Origin of the sequence: Halorubrum trapanicum, assembly GCF_017873555.1 — an archaeon.
Classification (GTDB): domain Archaea; phylum Halobacteriota; class Halobacteria; order Halobacteriales; family Haloferacaceae; genus Halorubrum; species Halorubrum trapanicum.
Window position 1 is genome coordinate 336,255 of record NZ_JAGGKE010000003.1, and the last position, 18,061, is coordinate 354,315.

The 18,061-nt window shown below is 68.4% G+C and carries 16 protein-coding genes; 9 read left to right on the forward strand and 7 right to left on the reverse strand.

Going from position 1 to position 18,061, the window contains the following annotated elements:
- Positions 1-28 precede the first annotated feature (28 nt).
- Positions 29-2,359: a tRNA(Met) cytidine acetyltransferase TmcA gene (gene tmcA / locus J2744_RS05950; protein ID WP_209545671.1), complete on the reverse strand. Its 2,331-nt coding sequence runs from the start codon at positions 2,357-2,359 to the stop codon at positions 29-31.
- 97 nt (positions 2,360-2,456) lie between these two features.
- On the opposite strand from tmcA, the gene J2744_RS05955 reads away from it, so the two are divergent.
- On the forward strand, positions 2,457-2,903 hold the full coding sequence (locus J2744_RS05955; RefSeq protein ID WP_209545673.1) for a UPF0179 family protein: 447 nt from the start codon (positions 2,457-2,459) through the stop codon (positions 2,901-2,903).
- A 27-nt stretch (positions 2,904-2,930) separates the two neighbouring features.
- On the opposite strand, the gene J2744_RS05960 is transcribed toward J2744_RS05955, so the two are convergent.
- Positions 2,931-3,656 (reverse strand): nucleoside phosphorylase, encoded by a 726-nt coding sequence (locus J2744_RS05960; RefSeq protein WP_209545675.1) that lies wholly within the window; start codon positions 3,654-3,656, stop codon positions 2,931-2,933.
- 187 nt (positions 3,657-3,843) lie between these two features.
- Between J2744_RS05960 and J2744_RS05965 the strand changes: the two genes are divergently transcribed.
- From J2744_RS05965 to J2744_RS05985, 5 genes are all read left to right on the forward strand, one after another.
- Positions 3,844-4,032: a hypothetical protein gene (locus J2744_RS05965; protein WP_209545676.1), complete on the forward strand. Its 189-nt coding sequence runs from the start codon at positions 3,844-3,846 to the stop codon at positions 4,030-4,032.
- Positions 4,033-4,131: 99 nt separating this feature from the next.
- A complete protein-coding gene (locus tag J2744_RS05970; protein ID WP_209545677.1) occupies positions 4,132-6,243 on the forward strand; it encodes a carboxypeptidase-like regulatory domain-containing protein in 2,112 nt (703 codons plus the stop codon).
- A 138-nt stretch (positions 6,244-6,381) separates the two neighbouring features.
- Complete coding sequence (locus J2744_RS05975; protein WP_209545678.1) at positions 6,382-7,941, forward strand: carboxypeptidase regulatory-like domain-containing protein; 1,560 nt, start codon at positions 6,382-6,384, stop codon at positions 7,939-7,941.
- A gap of 78 nt (positions 7,942-8,019) precedes the next feature.
- Complete coding sequence (hmgB, locus tag J2744_RS05980) at positions 8,020-9,363, forward strand: hydroxymethylglutaryl-CoA synthase (protein ID WP_209545679.1); 1,344 nt, start codon at positions 8,020-8,022, stop codon at positions 9,361-9,363.
- Positions 9,364-9,495: 132 nt separating this feature from the next.
- Positions 9,496-9,951, forward strand: a complete 456-nt coding sequence (locus tag J2744_RS05985; protein ID WP_209545680.1) for a 30S ribosomal protein S19e — start codon at positions 9,496-9,498, stop codon at positions 9,949-9,951.
- Between the two features lie 211 nt (positions 9,952-10,162).
- On the opposite strand, the gene J2744_RS05990 is transcribed toward J2744_RS05985, so the two are convergent.
- On the reverse strand, positions 10,163-10,738 hold the full coding sequence (locus J2744_RS05990) for a hypothetical protein (RefSeq protein ID WP_209545681.1): 576 nt from the start codon (positions 10,736-10,738) through the stop codon (positions 10,163-10,165).
- On the opposite strand from J2744_RS05990, the gene J2744_RS05995 reads away from it, so the two are divergent.
- Positions 10,731-11,297, forward strand: a complete 567-nt coding sequence (locus J2744_RS05995) for a MarR family winged helix-turn-helix transcriptional regulator (RefSeq protein WP_245203206.1) — start codon at positions 10,731-10,733, stop codon at positions 11,295-11,297. The genes J2744_RS05990 and J2744_RS05995 overlap by 8 nt on opposite strands.
- Positions 11,298-11,570: 273 nt before the next feature.
- Here J2744_RS05995 and ppc read toward each other — a convergent pair whose 3' ends face one another.
- Positions 11,571-14,273, reverse strand: a complete 2,703-nt coding sequence (gene ppc / locus J2744_RS06000; protein ID WP_209545682.1) for a phosphoenolpyruvate carboxylase — start codon at positions 14,271-14,273, stop codon at positions 11,571-11,573.
- A gap of 242 nt (positions 14,274-14,515) precedes the next feature.
- On the opposite strand from ppc, the gene J2744_RS06005 reads away from it, so the two are divergent.
- On the forward strand, positions 14,516-15,355 hold the full coding sequence (locus J2744_RS06005) for a ubiquinol-cytochrome c reductase iron-sulfur subunit (protein WP_209545688.1): 840 nt from the start codon (positions 14,516-14,518) through the stop codon (positions 15,353-15,355).
- Positions 15,356-15,453: 98 nt separating this feature from the next.
- Entirely contained in the window at positions 15,454-15,789 is a 336-nt protein-coding gene (locus tag J2744_RS06010) for a hypothetical protein (protein WP_209545689.1), read from the forward strand.
- 32 nt (positions 15,790-15,821) lie between these two features.
- Here J2744_RS06010 and J2744_RS06015 read toward each other — a convergent pair whose 3' ends face one another.
- The 3 genes from J2744_RS06015 to J2744_RS06025 form a co-directional block, all read right to left on the reverse strand.
- Entirely contained in the window at positions 15,822-16,262 is a 441-nt protein-coding gene (locus J2744_RS06015; protein WP_209545691.1) for a hypothetical protein, read from the reverse strand.
- Positions 16,259-17,275: a DUF7490 domain-containing protein gene (locus J2744_RS06020; RefSeq protein ID WP_209545692.1), complete on the reverse strand. Its 1,017-nt coding sequence runs from the start codon at positions 17,273-17,275 to the stop codon at positions 16,259-16,261. The genes J2744_RS06015 and J2744_RS06020 overlap by 4 nt, the downstream gene beginning before the upstream one ends.
- Before the next feature lie 69 nt (positions 17,276-17,344).
- Entirely contained in the window at positions 17,345-17,875 is a 531-nt protein-coding gene (locus J2744_RS06025; protein ID WP_209545694.1) for a DUF5817 domain-containing protein, read from the reverse strand.
- Positions 17,876-18,061: the final 186 nt, after the last annotated feature.

Below are 18,061 nucleotides of genomic sequence, written 5' to 3' on the forward strand. Positions count from 1 at the left end.
TGTTTATAAATAGTCATCACCGTTCCGCTCAGTCGCTTATAAATCTCTCCCGTTCAGCGAGCGCGAACTCGGTCCCGTACCGCTCGACGATCGGGACGTAGGCGTCCCCGATCGCGCGCATACACGCGCTCGTGGAGACGAAATCGAGTTCGTCGGCGACCTCCTCCCACGGCCGGCCCTGAAGCACCTTCCGGACGAGCAGTCGTTCTTGTCGCTCCTCCAGTTCGCCCCCCTCGATCAGCGCCGCGAGCGCGAGGTCGCGGAACGCCCCGGGCGCGGTGTCGTACATCCCCGGGCCGACCGACGCGCCGACGACGGAGCGCCACTCGGTGTCGGTGAGGTCGACCGAGACCGGGCCGGAACACGCCCGGAGCGCGCCGCGGACCACATCCGGGTCGACGTCGCGGTGCGCGTCCGAGAGCCCGTCGCGCTCGCGGTCTCGGAAGGCGACCGCGTGGCGGTCGAGCAGGTCGCCGCCGGCGTCGGTCTCGGGGCGCAGCATGATCGCGGAGTACTCGCCGGAGGCGTCGTTGCGGGTCGTCGAGAGGTGGACGATCCGGTAGCCCGCCCGCATCCAAAAGCGGAGCAGTCGCGGCGTCGTGCCGTAGCCGACGGAGAAGTAGTCGAGCCCCTCCTCGTCTCCGGGGCGGTCGCCGCCGAACTCCGCGTGGACCTCGTCGAGCAGCCGCGAGCCGAACCCCGCGTCCCGGAGCGCGTGGTGGGTCGCGATCCGGACCGTCCGCAGGCCCCGCGGCGCGGCGGCCGCCTCGTCGCGCAGCTGGCTCGTGAGCACGTCCGGCACCATGTTGCCGCGGACGCGCTCCCCCTCGTACATCCCGCGTCGGGTCGCGGCGTCGAGTCCGCCTTCGCGCGCGAGGAGCGCGACCGCCACGACCCGCCCGTCGGCGACGAGCGCGCGCGCGACGAGGTTCGGCGCGTCGAGCAGCCGCGCGAGGTCGTTCGGCTCGGTCCGGTAGTGCGCGGCGACGAGCAGCCCGAACGCCTCCGCGAGCAGCGTCTCGTCCGCGAGCAGGTCGTCCGGGTCGAGCGCGCGGTAGGCAGCGTCGTCGACGGCCGCGTCCGCGACCGCCGCGTCGACCGCGGGCCGGGCGTCGAGCAGGAGCGCGCGCGACGCCCACGCCTCGACCGGGTCGTTCCGCGCGTACCGGATCGGCTCGTCGAGCCGCACGTCGCGGACCGCGAACTGCGAGTCGAGCAGCCGCTCGCGGAACCGGACCGAGAACCCGCGGCCCGCGCCCTCGTAGCCGTGGACCGTCGTACAGAACGCGACCGCCGGCGCGTCGAGGAACCCCTCGAGCAGCCGCACCGGGAGCGCCGCGGCCTCGTCGACGATCGCCGCGTCCGCCTCGGCGGCGGCCGCCGCGGCCGCCGCGGGCGACAGGAAGCGAACGCGACCGCCGGCCGGGGTCCGCAGGTCGCGGTCGTCGCCCCCGGCGTCGTCGTCGCGGTCGTCCCCCTTCCGGCCGACTCCCTCGCCGTCTCCCCCGGTCTCCGCCTCGGTCTCGATCAGCTCCCGCGCTCGCGTGAACACCTCTGCGGCGTTCCGGAACGCCGGCGCGGTGACGAGCACGTCGGCGCCGCCGAGCGCGAGCGCGCCCGCCGCCAGCCCGGCCGCGCTCGATTTCCCGCGCCCCCGGTCCGACTCGACGACGACGGCAGAGCCGGGCTCGGCGAGCGCCTCGAACGCGCGCAGCGCCCGTGCCTGATCGGCCGTGAGACACGCTCTGTACGCAGTTGCGGGGAACGTCGCGTCCGGCGGCGCGCTCGGAGGGTCCCGGTCGCCCGCCTCGTCGCGTTCCCCGGCCGCGCTCCCCGTGAGTCCGTCGCGTTCGATGACGTCGTCGTCCGCCTCGTCGTCGCCGAGCGCGACGACCGCGATCCCGGGATGCGTCCGGAGCGTCGAAACGAGGCGCTCGCGGAACCGCCCAGTCACGTCGTCGACCCCGTACGGGGGGACCGCCAGCGAGTCGTCGAAGCGGTCGCGAATCGCCGGCCAGTCGTCGAGCGCGGGCGTCAGGAGGATCAGCAGCCCGCCGCCGTCGACCGCGCCGACCGCCCGGCCGAGGGCGTTCGGGACGAACCGCTCGTGGCAGTCGAGCACGACCGCATCGCGGGTGCGGCCCAGCAGTTCGTCGGCGTTCCGCGGGCGGTGCTCCTCGAACCGGAATCCCTCCCGCGTCGAGACGATAGAGACCGACCCGTCGGCGACCCCGAGCGATTCGACCGCGTCGTAGGCGGCGTCGACAGCGCGGTCGCGGTCGCCCGCGAGCACGAGGACGCGACGCTCGTTCGCCCGCTCGGCCTCGCCGCGCAGCCGCCGCGTGACCCCCGCGATCATCTTCGCTCGTCGTTGCCGAGGCGCGGGGATGTGTCTTACTCTCCGCGACGCCCGCCAAGGCGGGAGGCTTACGGACGCTCGGCGCGTCGCTCCGGGCATGACCACGGTCACGCTCATCGGGACGCGGCTCGCGGACGTGGGCCGCGAGTTCGTCTACGAGGGGGAATCGGCCGACTGCGAGGGGTGTCCCTACCGCGGCCAGTGTCTCAACCTCTCGGAGGGCACCCGGTATCGGGTGACCGGCATCCGCGAGAACGCCCAGACGCTCGACTGCGCGGTCCACGACGCGGGCGTCCGCGCGGTCGAGGTCGAACCCGCCTCCGTTCCGGCGAACGTCCCCTCGAAGCGCGCGTACGCCGGAAGCAAGGCGTCGCTCGCGGGTCCCTGCCCGCACACCGAGTGCCCGAGTCACGGCTACTGCGTCCCCGACGGCGCCGACTTCGACGAGGAGCGCGTCATCGATCAGGTGCTCGGCGATCCGCCCCACGAGACGTGCGCGCTCGACCGCGACCTGACGCTCGTGGAGTTCCGCGCGGAGGAGTGAGTCCGGCCGCCGCGCCGCCCGTTCCGTCTACAGCGACGTGACCGCGTTCAGCGTGATCCGGATCGCGCGCTCGACGTTGTCCTTCGCCTTCTCCGGCAGCTCGTCGTCGGAGTCCGCGCCCTTCTGTGACCCCGCGACGAGGTTACCGTCGACGGTGCAGATGGCGCCCGCGGCCAGCCCCTTGCGGCGCGCGAGCGAGAAGACGGTCGCGGCCTCCATCTCGACCGCGAGCAGGTTCGCGTCGTTCCAGTCTGCGACGTACTCCTCGTCCTCGTTGTAGAACGCGTCGTCGGAGACGATCGGCCCGACGTGGATCTCCTCGTCGTTGTCCTCGGCCGCCTCGACCAGCCCGGTAAGAACGTCGTAGTCCGGGACCGCGGGGTAGTTCGCGGACTCGTAGCGCTTGCTCGTCCCCTCCTCTTTGGCCGCGCCCGTCGCGACGACCATGTCGCCAACCTCCATGTCGGGCTGGAGCGCCCCGCAGGTGCCACAGCGGACGAACGTCTCGACGCCGACCCGCGAGAGCTCCTCGACCGCGATGGCGGCCGACGGGCAGCCGATTCCGGTCGAGCAGATCGTGAGGTCGACGCCCTCGTAGCTCGCGTTGACGACCTTGTACTCGCGGTTCTGCGCGACGACCTCGCTGTCGTCACAGAGGTCCGCGATCCGGTCGACGCGCCCCGGGTCGCCGGGGATGACCGCGATGTCGTGTACGTCGCCCTCCTCGACCAGCAGGTGCGGCTGTTTCGCCATACGCGCGGCAACAGCCGCCGCGCGCAAAAGCGGACCGGTCGGCGGGCGGGGGTGACGCCGCGATCGACATTTGATATCGCGGTATGTGATTTACGTCGGGATCCAGACGGCGTCGATCCGCCCTCGACGAGGCCGACGGCTTCGGCCGTATCGGCCGATTTATCGCCCGAAGGCTCGAGATCCGCGTATGACCGACGCCTCCGCGGACCTCGCCTCGACGCTCGGTGCCCTCACGGTGGCCTTCCTCCTCGTCGCCCTCGTCGCGGGGACGCTGCTCGATTTTAACTGGACGCAGGCGGTGCTTCTCGGCGGTTTCGCTGCCGTCGTGGCCGTGGCATCCGCGTGGCTGACGGACCGGCGAGCGGACGACGACTGAACCGGTCGTTTCCCGAAATTCTCGACCGTACGGGCGCGATTATTGCGACTGAGAGGCCGGACGGAGGCTTTTATACCCATTCGGCGCCGACATCGTCCAATGCGATTCAGTCGCGACCGTCGGGGCCAGTCGGTCGTGGTCGGGACGGTGATCCTGTTCGGCTTCCTGATCGTCGCGCTCGGGGTCTATCAGGTTCAGGTCGTCCCGACGGAGAACGCGGACGTCGAGTTCGAACACAGCCAGAGCGTCGAGGACGACTTCGGCGACCTCCGGAACGACGTCCTCCGAGCGGGGTCGACCGGGTCGACGGGTTCGACGCAGATCCGACTCGGCACGCGGTATCCGGCCCGGACGTTCTTCGTGAACCCGCCGCCCGTGTCGGGGTCGATCGAGACCGAGGAGACGGGCGCGATACGGGTCCGAAACGCCACCGTCGGCGCCGGCTCACATCCGAACGTCGCCGCGTTCTGGAACACGAGCCCGGCGTTTTCGACGCGGTCGCTCCGCTACGAGGCGGGCTACAACGAGTTCGACGGCGCCCCGCGGCTCACCTACGAGCACTCCCTCGTCGCCGCCGAGTTCGACGATTCTGTCCTGCTCAGGTCGGGACAGACGGTCGTCTCGGACGACCGGATCTCGCTGACGGCGCTGAGGGGATCGGTGTCCGAAACCGGGATCACGCCGCGCAGCGTCGACGCGCGGGCCGTGTCCGCGAGCGATACCACCGTTCCGCTGGAGCCGACGGGCGGCAACGTCACGCTTGAACTGCCGACGGCGGTCGAGAACGCCTCCCTGCTCGCGGACCGCTGGACCGATGCGCTTCCGGCCAGCGCGACGGCGACGCCGAACGCGACCGGGGAGGCGATCCGGGTGACGCTGGCGAACGGCTCGGACCCGTACCGACTGGCGCTCTCCGAGGTGTCGCTCGACGCGTCGGGAGACACCGAACCGGCCTACGTCGTGCCTGTCGGGTCCGAGACTGCCGCCGTCGGAGAGAGGGTCGGCGTCGAGGTCCGCGACCGCTACAACAACCCGGTGCCCGACGCGGACGTGTCGATCGCGGGAGACGGTCGAGTAAACACGACGAACGGCGACGGACGCGTGTTCTTCGAGGCGAACAGGACGTCGCTCACGGCGACGATCAACGGAACCGCGGGACCCGTCTACGAATCGGTGACGTTCGATGTCACCGACGGCGGTGGCGGTGGATCCGCTCGAACCTTCGATGTCGAGTGGGAGGAAGACTCACCAATCCGCGTCGAAGAGCAGGGGAACAGCCCGACACTGTCAATCAGTGTTTCTGATACAGACTCCGGTAATCCGATCGAAAACGCGGACGTCGACGTGTCGTTCGGGCCGAAATCGGCCAACCCTGGCGTCCCGGACGTGGGTGATGCCTCTCCAACCGATTCAGACGGGCTGACGACGGTAACGTTCGATCCGAGCGCTGCGAACGCCGGAGATGAGTTTTATTTATACGCCGCAGCCGGAGATGACGTCGATCGGATTCCTGTCGTGATCGTCCCGCCCAGTTCGATCGGTGGGACGGTAACTGATGCCGAAACCGGAAGCCCGCTTGACGGTGCGGCGATCACGGTCTACGAAGGCGATAGCACCGATCCGGCCGACGAAGTCAGATCCACGACGACTACCGCTGATGGCTCGTACTCGATTAACGTTGAACCCGGGCAGTATACCGTGGAAGCGAGCGAGGACGGCTACTCTGCTGAGACAACGCTAACCGATGTCGCTCCCGAGGAAAGCGTCGAAAACGTTGACTTCGCGCTCAGCCCAGTGGCGTCCCCGGAGCTGTACCCCGACGCAGTCTCCGTGACGGCAGGTACGATCGATAACTTCGGAAACCTACAGAACGAGAACGCTCAGGTTACAACACTAAGCCAGCCCGGCACGGGACAGTCTCCCCCCTTCGATATTACCACGACTACTGAAAATGTTCCCAGCGGAACGTATTCACTGGAACTCGGCGTCGTCGGCGTCAACCAACAGGGGAACTCCGGCGGGATCGATGTCACGGTGACCGACGAGTCCGGAACCGTCCTCGGAAGCACTACTCTCACTGCGGCTGACGAGGGAACGACGGTGACTGTCCCGCTGGACACGACGACCTCCGTACAAGATATCTCGGTTCAGTACGCTGCGAATCGACGCGACGATACGCTTGACCTCGATTTCCAGCGGTTAGTAGAGTAAGCGCTGAAACTCTCTCACAACCTCGAAGCCCGTTTTGAACTGTTGGCGGTCGTCAACGGTTTCCTGATTATCGTATCTAATACTCAACTCAACACACTGATATGTGCCTGTCGAGGCCGTTATGACAGTACCGTTCAAATGGTCCCCTCCTACAACGATCGCGCCCAGTCGGAGACGGTCGGGGTCATACTGTTACTCGGCGTCTTCGTCGTGAGCGCGAGCGCCATCGGGGTCGCCTACATCGGGGACGTGGCCTCCGGCGGCGACGAGGTCGTCGTCTCCGCGGACCTGAGCGCGGACGGGACCGACCTCCGGGTCAGCCACCTCGGCGGCGACGCCCTCCCGAACGACGAGCTCGCGGTCGTCGTCAGGGCGAACGGAAACGCGACTCGGTATCCGTTCGCGCCGCCATCGGGAGAGTTCGCTCCCGGGGACCGCCGCACCGTTTCGGACGCGCTCGTCGCGGACGCGTCCAACGAGGTCCGACTCTACCACGAGCCCTCGGGGAAGGAGATCGAGCGGGCGTCGCTGACTCCGGAACCCGATCCGACCGCCGAAACGGGGTCGATCGAGGGGACAGTCGTCGGTCCCGACACGGCGTCAATGCGGGTCGCTTCCGGCGCCTCGCTGGGAATCCGGCGGTCCGTCGTTCCCCTGTCGGGCGCGACCGTCGCCGTCGACGGCGCCGGCCGCGTCGCCGAGGTAACGACCGGACCCGGCGGCGCGTACCGGGTCGACGATCTCGATCCGGGAGAGTACGAGGTGTCCGCGAGTGCGCCGGGACTCGCCGTCTCGGCGGCCACGGCGACCGTCGAGCCGAACGCGACGACGACCGTCGACCTGCGGCTCGACCCGCTCCGCCCCGCGGAGTTCGACGTCGAAATCGGGGCCGTCGACGCGACGGTCGACGCGGGCGACCCGCTCACCGTCGACGCGACCGTCGAGAACGTCGGCGATGAGAACGGGACGCGGACGGTCGCGCTCAGCGTCGGCGACGAGGAGGTCGACTCGGACGAGGTCACGCTCCGCCCGGGAGAGCGCCGGACGGTCTCGCTGCGCTGGCAGACGCTTCCGACCGACGTCGGCGAGCAGACGCTGACCGTCGACACCGGGGACGACGACGCGACGACGACCGTCGAAGTCCTCGACGCCCCGACCGACGCGGTCGCGTACGTCGACAGCGACGGCGACGGCGTCCGGGACGAGACGTACACCGCGGTCGAACTCGCTTTCCTCGGTCCCGTCGACGGCCATCTCGTCGTGTTCGACGACGTCGACGTCGCGGTTCCGGTCGAGACCACGGCCGACCGCGTCACGGTCCGGGACGGGGTCGCGATCGACGCCGACGCGGTCGCGATCGAGGCCAGCGGGGATCTGCGGGTCGGTGACGGCTCCACCGTTGATACGTCGTCGTGGGGCGTCTTTGGGTCTACCGCCGGCGACGTGGTCCTCCGAGCCGGCGGGACCCTCGACGCTCGCGGCGCGACGGTGACGACCGCCGCGGAGTCCCTGAGCAGGTTCGCTTGGACCAGCGCGGGCGACATCGAACTGACGGCCGGCGGCGACGCCGACCTCCGCGACGGGACGTTCGACGCGACCGCCGAAGGCTGGTTCGGCCGCGGAGACGGCCGGATATCGGTCACGGCCGGCGAAGCCGTCCGGACCGACGGGGCGTCGTTCGCCCCCGAGCGGGAGTGAGTCGCCGCCGCGGACTCTTCCACGATCGACGTACCCGCCATCGACAAAGCCATATGCCGTCCTCGTGAACGACCGTGTATGACCGCAGTCGGGATCGACGGCATCGAGATCTGGACCGGCAAGCTCAAGCTCGACCTCCCGGGCACGTTCGCGCCGGAGAAGGGCGACGACCCGGAGAAGTACACGAAGGGGCTCGGACTCAACAACTCCTCGTTCCCGGACGTGTACGAGGACATCGTCACGATGGGCGCGAACGCCGCGAAGCGACTGATGGACCGCAAGGGGCTGGAGCCGGCGGACGTCGGTCGGATCGACGTCGCCACGGAGTCCGCGTTCGACCACTCGAAGCCGGTGTCGACGTACATCGCCGGCTGCCTCGAACAGGTGTACGACGGCGACTTCACCCACGCGAACAAGGGCGAGCGTAAGTTCGCCTGCCTCGCCGGCACGCAGGCGATAGACGACGCGTACAACTGGATCCGGGCCGGCCGGAACCGCGACCGTCCCGCGATCGTCATCACCACGGACACGGCGCTGTACGCCCGTGGCGACCCCGGCGAGGCGACGCAGGGCGCCGGCGCCGTCGCGATGCTGATCGACGAAGAGCCCTCCGTCGTCGAGCTGTCGACCGATCAGGGGTACGGGTCGAAAGACGAGACGGACTTCCTCAAGCCGAACCAGCAGTTCCCCAGCGTCGACGGGAAGCGGTCGGTTCAGGTGTACCTCTCCCGGATGCGCGAGGCCCTGGAGGACTACGAGTCCGTCACGGACGACATCGAACTGGAGGACTTCACCTACGCCCCCTTCCACACGCCGTTCCCCGGAATGGTCCGGAAGGCGGCGCTGTTGGCGTACCGCCACGTCATCCGCGACACCGCCCACGAGGACGCGCTCGCCGACGAGATCGGTCGTCAACCCCGGGAGAGCGAGTACGACGACCGCGACGCCTACGAGGAGGCGATCCGCGGGTACATGGACGACCTGAAGACCACCGAGCAGTACCAGACGTGGTACGAGACCGCCGTCGAGCCGACGCTCGAACTCTCGCGCGAGGTCGGTAACTGGTACACCAGCTCCGTCCACATCGCCCGCGTGAGCGCCCTGCGAGACGCGCTGACCCGCGACAGCGAGTTCGTCGGAGACACGCTGCTCGTCGCCTCCTACGGCTCCGGCGCGCAGGCCGAGATCCACGCCGAGACGATCCGCGAGGGGTGGCGCGCGGAGATCGAGGGCCTGGACATCGACGACCAGCTCGACGCCCGCTACGACCTCACGTGGGACGAGTACGAGGACGTCCACGACGTCCACGAGTACGACATGGACGTCGAGCGCGAGATCGAGGAGTTCACCCAGCCCGACGGGGAGTTCGTCTTCACCGGCTGGGGTCGGATGAACGAGCGGAAGTACGAGTACGTCGAGTAGCTGCTCGGCGAGTCGGCGGCGAGATCGCGCCCTCGTGGTTCCGTTCTTGGGTCCGCTCTCCCGTGAAAACAGGTCACACGACGCTTCTCGAATACGATGGGTTTAAACGACGTTAGGCTGAAATTCACCTCAATGGTAACCATCTACGACGTGCCGGCCGACGACCTCATCGAGGCCGTCGCCGCGCGACTCGAGGACCGGATCGACGAGCCCGACTGGGTCGAGTTCACCAAGAGCGGCGCCGGCAAGGAGCTTCCCCCGGAGCAGGACGACTTCTGGTACGTCCGCTCCGCGAGCCTCCTGCGGAAGGTCGCGCAGAACGAGCCGGTCGGCATCGAGCGGCTCGCCACCGAGTACGGCTCGAAGAAGCGCGGCTCGAACCGCTACTCCGTCCGCCCCGGCGAGCACGAGGGCGGCTCCCGCAAGCTCATCCGCTCGGCGCTCCAGGCGCTCGAAGCGGAGGGACTCGTCACCACCGCAAGCGGCGAGGGCCGCCGCGTCTCCGACGAGGGCGAGGCGTTCCTCTCCGAGGTCGCGACCGAGGTCTTCGAGGACCTCGACCGGCCGGAACTCGAACGCTACGCGTAACTCGGCTCTTCTGTCCGTTTTCGCCGTAATCGATTAGCTGCGGCCGCGCTCGGAACCGTCAGCACGCCCGATTTTGCGGCCGATATTCGTGTCTCTCCGGTGTTTACCAAATCCGGCCGATCGCCAGTATATATTGAATATCGCTATATCAAAATCGGATCGGCGTCGACGCCCAGAGTTTCGGAGGATAGGTCCGTGGATTGAATCGCCATTAATCGGGCGCGTAGGCGTCCGCCACACAATCACGAAGTTCCTCGGGCGTCGTCCACGTGTACACACGATCCACCCGCCCCATCGAGAGGAGATAGTGTGCGAACATCCCGTCGTAGGCCGCATACTGTTCCTCCTCAGTCTCGTAGGTCCGGTAAAACGCCCGCGTCCGATCCCGATAGGTCGACTGATCGATGTAGCCCGCTTCCCACGCGTGCCCGCCTTGGGAATGTTCGTACACCCCCACGATACGATCCGCGTAGCTGACCAGCAGTTTGAATTTCGACGTGAAGAACTCTGAGAGATCCAGAATATCGTCCATCAGGAACGCGTCGACTCCGTCATCGGAGTTCAAGGCTGCGGCATCGCTCGCGAGTTGGTCGCGAACAGTTTCCAATCGTAGCCGCTCCTCCTCACCGTAGGAACCGAGAACGAAATAGGACGTGTTGTTGATGAACCGTCCGAGGTTCTCGTGCATCGCAGTCTGGATCGCCTCGACCCGTTCGGGTGTGAGCGTCTCACCCGGCTGGTCACCCAATTTGTCAATCACTACACGGGTTGCGTCGTCGTTGATCATACTGGGCATCATTCACCATCGCCACCTAACGGTACATACGACCGGAAGTGGAATACGCAAGCACGTTGTCTACCATTTCGAGTTTCACCGAAATGGTTTTCCGACCGAGGGACAAACACCATACACAATGTCCCGGCCTGACGCCGCCCCGGTCACGCCAGCCGAGCACTCGGACGGTCTCGATCCGATCGCAGCGTTGAGTGTCCTCGACGACACGACCCGCGCGAATATCATCGGGACGATCGTCGGTCATCCGAAAAGCGCGCCCTCAAAGAAGGAACTCGAATACTACAATCCGAGTATCGCAGCGTCGACGCTCACCGACCACGTCATCCGGCTGGAGGAAGTGGGACTGGTCGAGTCCATCGAACGAGATCGTGATGGACTCAAACGGGGCCAGCCGTACCGGTTCTTTCAGTTGACCGCTGCCGCCCGCGAGCTGTTCGACCGGAACAACCTCTTCGAGCCCGACGCATACCGAGAACTGTTCGCTGAAGTCGAGAAAACAGACGAAATCAAGGCCGCCGAAGCTATCGAGCGTCCGAACGGACGAAACTGAAATTCACCTCAAGGCGTACGTTTTGTCGGACGGAGAACTCGACGTCTGGGATATTCCGGAAGCGTAACCAGCGCAACGCCGCCAAGAGAGATCAGTCTCGATTTCGATTCTCCGAGGTTGTCGACGACCGTCGCCTCTCGTTCGTGCGAATGCCGTGCCGCCAGCTCGGTCGGATGGGGGGAGAATCGGGTCGCAGACTCGGTCGCGCTGGCGACCCGAAACACGAGGTCGACGCCGGCGACGGCTCGACGCGCGAGGGCGTCGCGAAACGAGTTATCCCGTGTTCTTCATCCCGGCGGCGATGCCGTTGACGGTGAGCCGCAGGGTGCGCTCCTCCTCGTCGGTGCGGTGGGTGCGCCCGAGCAGGTTCGCCTGGAGCAGGTTCAGGGGGTCGACGTAGGGGTTCCGGCGGTCGAGGCTCTCTTCGAGCCACTCGCGGCGGAGCAGCTGGTCACGGCCGCTGATAGCCAAGACGAGTTCGCAGCCGCGCTCGTACTCGCCGACGAGTTCGGGGAAGAAGCGCTCGCGGAGGTCGTCGTCGGCCAGGTCGGCGTACTCGGCGGCGATCTCGGGTTCGGTGCGCGCGAGCGCCAGCGAGGCGTTGTCGAGCGTGGTCCGGAAGAACGGCCACTCGTCGAACATCTCGCGGAGGACCTCCATCCCCTCCTCCTCGCCGACCTCGTCGAGGTAGGCGTCGATGCCGGAGGCGATCGCGTACCAGCCGGGCAGGATGAGCCGGGTCTGGGTCCACGAGAACACCCACGGGATCGCCCGCAGGTCCTCGACGCTGCGCTCGCCGGATCGAGAGGCGGGCCGCGACCCGAGGTTGAGGTTCTCGACGACGCTGATCGGCGTCGCCTGCTCGAAGTAAGAGACGAACCCGTCCGTGTTCAACAGGTCGCGGTACGTCTCCCGGGCGGCGGGCGCCATGATCTCCATCGCCTCCACCCACCGGTCGGGCACGTTCTCGACCGGCTCCTCGTTCGCTTCCTTCCGAGCGCGGATCTGCGCGTCGAGCATCTGTTCCAGCTCGCGCTCGGCGATCCGCGGGTTGGCGTACTTCTCGGCGATGGCCTCGCCCTGCTCGGTGAACTTCACCTGGCCGGTGACGGTCTCGTTCGGCAGCGCGAGCAGCGCCTCGTTCATCGGGCCGCCGCCGCGCGAGATCGAGCCGCCGCGGCCGTGGAACAGCCGGAGGGTGACCTCCTCCTCGCGGCAGAACCGGGCGATCCGCCGCTGGTTCTCGTAGAGGTCCCAGTTCGCCGCGAGGAACCCGTTCTCCTTGTTGGAGTCGGAGTAGCCCAGCATGACCTCCTGTACCTCGTTGCGGGTCTCGAGCGCGGCCGCGTACGCCTCGTTCTCGAAGAGGGTGCCGAGGATGCGCTCGGCGCCGTTGAGCGCCGACTCGGTTTCGAGCAGCGGGACCACGTCGACCGCGCAGTGGTCGGGGAGGGAGACGACCCCGACCTGGTCGGACAGGAAGAGCACCTCCAGCACGTGGCTCGGCTCCTCCGTCATCGAGATGCAGTAGGTGTCTATCGCCTGCTGGCCGTACTCCTCCTGCCACTCAGCGAACGACTCGAACCGCTGGAGGACGCGCTCGGTCGTCTCCGAGACGTCGCCCGGTTCGTCGAGGTCGATGACCGGGTCCTCCTGAAGGATCGCCTCCGTGAGGAAGTCGACGCGCTCCGACTCGTCCATCCCGCGGTAGTCGACGCCCTCGACGCCGACCGCCTCGGCGACGGCCTTGGTGTGGTTCTCGCGGTGGTCCCGCAGGTCGAGCGACGCCAGCGTGAGACCGAACGTGTCGACCTGCCGGCGGAACGGCTCGACGAACGACTCGAGGACCGACTCCTGGCCGTCGGCGCGCAGCGACTCGGCGATGATGTCGAGGTCGCCGAGGAAGGCGTCGCCGTCGGGGTACTCCCCGGGTCGAACGTCGTTGACGCGGTCGAGCCGCTCGCGCATCAGCCGGAGCTTCTGGCGGTACGGCTCGTCGGGGTAGCGCTCGCGGGCCTCCTCGACCACCGTCGGGAACCGCTCGGCGTCGGCCGCGAGCGACCGTGCCAGCGCGTCGCCGTCGGCGTACCGATCGCCGTCCTGGCTCAGCACGGCCGAGAGCCGCTTACAGCGGTCGCGGTACTTCTCGACGGCGATCTCCCGCTGGCGTTCCAGCGTCTCGTCGGTCACCTCGGGGGTGACGAACGGGTTGCCGTCGCGGTCGGAGCCGGCCCACGAGCGGAACTCGAAGAGCTTGGGGCAGTCGACGTCGTCGTACTCCTTCGAGATGGTCTCCTCGAACTCCTCGTAGGCGTCGCCGACCACGTCGAACAGCGTGTTCTCGAGGTACCACTGGACGTTGCGCGCCTCGTCTTCCGGCTCGGGCGCTCGCTGGCGGACCTGTCGGGTGCCCCACAGGCTGGTCACCTCGGCGCTGACGTCGCGCCAGACGGCGCGCCGCTCGCGGTCGGTGAGGTTGCGCTCGTCCAGCTCCTCGAGGTGGTTCGCGATGGATCGGAGCTTGGACTTCACGGTCGACCGTCGGGCCTCGGTCGGGTGGGCGGTGAACGTCGGCTCGATGAGCACGTCCGCGAGCAGCTCCTCAAGCTCGGCGGCGTCGACGCCGTTCTCGGCGAACTCGGCTATCGTCGCGTCGAAGGAGTCGTGGAGGGCGGTCCCGTCGTCGGCGTTCCGGACCGCGCGGACCCGCTCGCGCTCCTCGGCGAGGTTGATCAGCTCGAAGTAGGTCGTGAACGCGCGGGCGACGACCTCCTCGCGGGTGGTCGAGAGACCGTCGACCGCCTCGTGGAGGTCGTCGCGGTTCGAGGCGTCCCCCCGTCGGTAGGCGATCGCCGCGTTCCGAAGCGTCTCGACCGTCTCGTACGCCTCGGTCGAGGCCTGCGCGGCGAGGACGTCTCCCACCAGCGCCCCGAGCTCCCGAACGTCCGTCCGCACGTCCCGATTGTGCAGCTCCATACCACGGATACTGCGGTCGGGGTCGGTTAAAAACCGCGGTCCGGACGAAGGTTTGCCTCGGGACCGAGTAAATACGTTCACGATCGTTTCTGTGTGACTTCGTCCGCGGGGACGCGTTCGACGAGCGACTCGGCTCAGAGACGGTCGGGTTCGGAGTGTCGGCGACGACCGCTCCGGGATCCGATTCTCGGCGCGGTAGAGGGTTCGTCACCCTTTTTACCGATCCTCCCTGACGACCGAGTATGAGTGCGTCCGACAAGTATCCGTCAGAGTCCGGGCGGCGACGCTTCGTGAAGGGCGTCGTCGGCGGCGCGGCCCTCGCGGGGGTTGGCGCGATGGGGTCGGCGACCGTGAACACCCTGACGACCTCCGGTGGCGTCGGGGGCGGGTCGACGATCGCGAAGACCATCGCGCATACCGGCGGCCCGGCGCCCCGCGGGCTTCCGCAGATCCCGCTCCGCGTCACCGACGACGGCTACATCGAGGGGATTTGGCCCGAGACGACCACCGTCACCCAGGAGGGACAGGAGATCGAGGTCGCTCAAGAGGAGCTCGGCGGGGAGACCTACACCGGCGCGTGGTTCCAGTACTGCGGCGTCGAGTCCCAAGAGAACGTCCAGCCGAACTTCGAGTCCGACAACCTGTTCCGCGCCGCGAGCGGCCCGCCGTACGACTGGCAGTCGAACACGTACTCGGGCGGCGACCGGATCCACATCGACGACTTCGACGACTACACGGAGTGGGGCAACGGGATCGGCAGCGAGGGCGTCGGCAAGCCAGCGTCGGTCACGTGGCGCTCCGAGGACGCCGAGACCAACCTCAACGCGGTCGTCATCCGCTCACCGGAGATCGAGGAGGCCGCCCAGAACAACGAGTGGCTCCAGGCGTCGACCGATCAGGGGTTCATGGCGTACCTCAACGTCTGTACGCACTTCTGTTGTATCCCGGGGTACAAGGTGTTAGAGGAGTCCGCCCGCTACGACGCCGGCGACGGAACGTACTGCGTCTGCCACCAGTCGACGTACGACCCGTTCACCATCGAAGAAGCGCTGTTCATCGCCCGGCCCCGCCCCGAGGAGTAAGTCCGTACCCGCTGCGTTTCTGCCGTTCTCTCGTCTCGCCGATCTGTCTCGCACAGGATCGCCGCCGCGCTTTTCACGCCGCTCGCCCGAGGCACGGTATGAGCGACGACACCCCCGCGGACGCCGACGCGTCCGCGAGCGACGACTTCGAGACGGAACTCGCCCGCGCCCGTGACCTCCTCGACGGCGACGACATCGACGCGGTCCACGTCGGCGTCGTCCGCGACGGCGAGGTCGACACCACGTTCGCTCAGCGCACCGACGACGACCCCGACGGCGCCGGGCTCCGGGCGCTCGCGCTGCTCGCCGCGCACGTCCGGCTGGTCGCGGGCGAGGCCGGCGTCGACGCCTCTACCGTCGCCGGCGACGCCGCGACGCTCGCGGGACAGGTCGAGCAGATTCCGGCGGACACCGACCAGATCCCTGACGAGTAGCAAAGAGAGGGGATTCGGTTTCCCGCGGTGGCTCAGTCTGGGTCGTCGGGTTCCGTCGCCCGGATCCGGCGGAGCTGGTGGGTCACGCCCGCAAGCGCGACGAGCAGGACCGCGAGGTTGAACACGGCGAGCGCGACGGACTGGTAGGCCGGGTCGAACCAGGTGCGGATCGCGTTCCCGGACTGGCTGTAGAACCCCCAGCCGGCGACGACCGCGAGCAGCGACAGCGCGGCCAGTCCGACGCGGTCGAGCAGCCCGCGGAGGTCGTCGGTCGAGAAGCGGTCGAAGCCGGGGGAGTCGACCGGCTCCGTCCATTTGTTCGTGTCGGTGCCTTCGGACTCCGTCTCTGTGCGGTCGGTCGCGTCGGTGTCGTCGGTCATGGGCTGTGGGTCGTGAGTCGGATCGGTCGCGGGTTCGTCGCTCGCGTGGGGACCGTCGTCGGCCGCGCTCTCGGCGGGCGGTTCGTCCGTCATTGTCGCCTCCGCGCGGTCAGCGCCGCGACGACGAGCGCGACGAGCGCGACGATGGGACCGAATCCGGGCGTCGAGTCGTCGCTGGTGCTTCCGTCCGGCGCGGCGCCGTCGGCGGCGTCGTCGCCCGCTGCGCCGTCCTCGCCGCGCTGGAAGTCCTCGACGGAGAACTCCACGTCGCGGACGGTCTGGTTCGCGCTGATCGTTTCCCGCGGGTTCAGGTTCGCGACGCCCTGCGTCTCGTCGACGAGCACGTCGTCGTCGAACAGCGCGGCGTCGACGTAGTAGTTGTACCCGTCGGGGACCTCGACGGTCGCCGTCACGGTGTCGGTGCGGCCGGGGCGGACGGTGCCGACCGTCTCGGTCGCCTCTGCGGCGATCACGTTCGACTCCGCCTGCCGCAGGAGCAGTCGGAGGTCGATGTCCTCGCTCGGCTCGTCGCCGCGGTTCGTCACCGAGATCGACGTCGACAGCGTCGCCGTCTCGTTGTCGGCCTCGACGACGCTCACCGCGACGGTCGGCCAGACGGAGCCGTCGGTGAACCCGACCTGCGTGTCCGCGTAGTCGGGCGTGAGCGCCGCGACGCCGGCGACCCGGGTGGTCTGCTGCTCGCGGCGCTCGCCGTCCGCGAAGACGACCGTCTCGATGCGGTAGCCCCCCTCGCGGTCGACGGTCACGGTGCCGTTGACGGTGCGTTCCCCCTCGAAGTCGACGTCGCCGACGTCGACCGTCGTCTCGTCCGCGAGGAGACCGGACTCGCTGCCGATCGCGCGGTGACGGACGGTGACGTTCTCGACCGTCGATCCGCGGTGTCGGAGGTCGGTGCCGAGCCGGAGTTCGGCAGTCTCGCCGCGGACCTCGCCGGGCGCGACGGTCGCGCCGGCGATGTCGATCCGGCCCGGCGGTTCGTTCGTCTCGCGCGGGTCGCTGATAGCGTCCGGCGCGGCGACAGCGCCGACCGCGCTCACGACGAGGAGCGCGGCGGCCGCCGCCAGGAGGGCTGTGCGGGTGTCCATGTGTGACCCCTCTCAAGCGAAATATAAGTGCTTTGTCCAGACGCGGACCTGAGACGCTCAGAACCGATCTTAGAGGACGCGATACTGGCCGTTCGACTCGGTGACCTCCCCGCGACGCACGAGGCGGGTCAGGATCTCGCGGGCCGCGTCGGCGGGGACGCCGTCGGCCGCGGCGCGCTCCACGACCGCCGCCTCGGTGGGGTCGTCGACGGCGTCGACCGCGTCGCGGACGACCTCGGTTCGGCTCCGCGACCCGCCTCCGTCGCCCTCGGCGCGCGAGGCGGCCTCGTCGACCGCGTCGGCGTCGATTCCGGCTGATTCGAGGTACTCGCGGTCGTCGATGCCGGCCTCTTCGACGGCGGCTTCCAGCTCAGAGACGTGGTCGACCTCGGCGAACGCGGCGCTGTCGCCGCGTTTCTTCGCGAGCAGCGCCGACCGCGCCTCCTGTGCGGCCGCGCGCTCGTCGGACTCGAAGAAGCGCTTGAGCTTGGCCGTCTTGTGGGTCTTGCCGCACCGCGAGCATTTCGCCGTCTCGCTCGTCTCCGGGTCCGTGACCAGCCACATGTTGGCGCACTCGTTGCAGCCGACGACCGCGTACATACGCCCCGATTCGCCGGCCCCGAATTTGAACCCTCGGCTCCGGGACGCGACCGCGACCTCGAACACCGCAAACGATGCGGTGGCGCGTGCCGACGAGCGCCCGAAGGGCGCGAGTCGCACGCGCGAGGGAGTCGCGGGGGCCCGCCGCGCCCCCCCCCCGGGGGGGGGGGCGGGGGGGGCGGGGCG

What these genes read in the sequence shown, in the direction of transcription:
- tmcA (WP_209545671.1), bottom strand. Translation starts at nt 2,359, where the DNA reads ATGATCGCGGGGGTCACGCGGCGGCTGCGCGGCGAGGCCGAGCGGGCG.
- J2744_RS05955 (WP_209545673.1), top strand. Translation starts at nt 2,457, where the DNA reads ATGACCACGGTCACGCTCATCGGGACGCGGCTCGCGGACGTGGGCCGC.
- J2744_RS05960 (WP_209545675.1), bottom strand. Translation starts at nt 3,656, where the DNA reads ATGGCGAAACAGCCGCACCTGCTGGTCGAGGAGGGCGACGTACACGAC.
- J2744_RS05965 (WP_209545676.1), top strand. Translation starts at nt 3,844, where the DNA reads ATGACCGACGCCTCCGCGGACCTCGCCTCGACGCTCGGTGCCCTCACG.
- J2744_RS05970 (WP_209545677.1), top strand. Translation starts at nt 4,132, where the DNA reads ATGCGATTCAGTCGCGACCGTCGGGGCCAGTCGGTCGTGGTCGGGACG.
- J2744_RS05975 (WP_209545678.1), top strand. Translation starts at nt 6,382, where the DNA reads ATGGTCCCCTCCTACAACGATCGCGCCCAGTCGGAGACGGTCGGGGTC.
- hmgB (WP_209545679.1), top strand. Translation starts at nt 8,020, where the DNA reads ATGACCGCAGTCGGGATCGACGGCATCGAGATCTGGACCGGCAAGCTC.
- J2744_RS05985 (WP_209545680.1), top strand. Translation starts at nt 9,496, where the DNA reads ATGGTAACCATCTACGACGTGCCGGCCGACGACCTCATCGAGGCCGTC.
- J2744_RS05990 (WP_209545681.1), bottom strand. Translation starts at nt 10,738, where the DNA reads ATGATCAACGACGACGCAACCCGTGTAGTGATTGACAAATTGGGTGAC.
- ppc (WP_209545682.1), bottom strand. Translation starts at nt 14,273, where the DNA reads ATGGAGCTGCACAATCGGGACGTGCGGACGGACGTTCGGGAGCTCGGG.
- J2744_RS06005 (WP_209545688.1), top strand. Translation starts at nt 14,516, where the DNA reads ATGAGTGCGTCCGACAAGTATCCGTCAGAGTCCGGGCGGCGACGCTTC.
- J2744_RS06010 (WP_209545689.1), top strand. Translation starts at nt 15,454, where the DNA reads ATGAGCGACGACACCCCCGCGGACGCCGACGCGTCCGCGAGCGACGAC.
- J2744_RS06015 (WP_209545691.1), bottom strand. Translation starts at nt 16,262, where the DNA reads ATGACGGACGAACCGCCCGCCGAGAGCGCGGCCGACGACGGTCCCCAC.
- J2744_RS06020 (WP_209545692.1), bottom strand. Translation starts at nt 17,275, where the DNA reads ATGGACACCCGCACAGCCCTCCTGGCGGCGGCCGCCGCGCTCCTCGTC.
- J2744_RS06025 (WP_209545694.1), bottom strand. Translation starts at nt 17,875, where the DNA reads ATGTACGCGGTCGTCGGCTGCAACGAGTGCGCCAACATGTGGCTGGTC.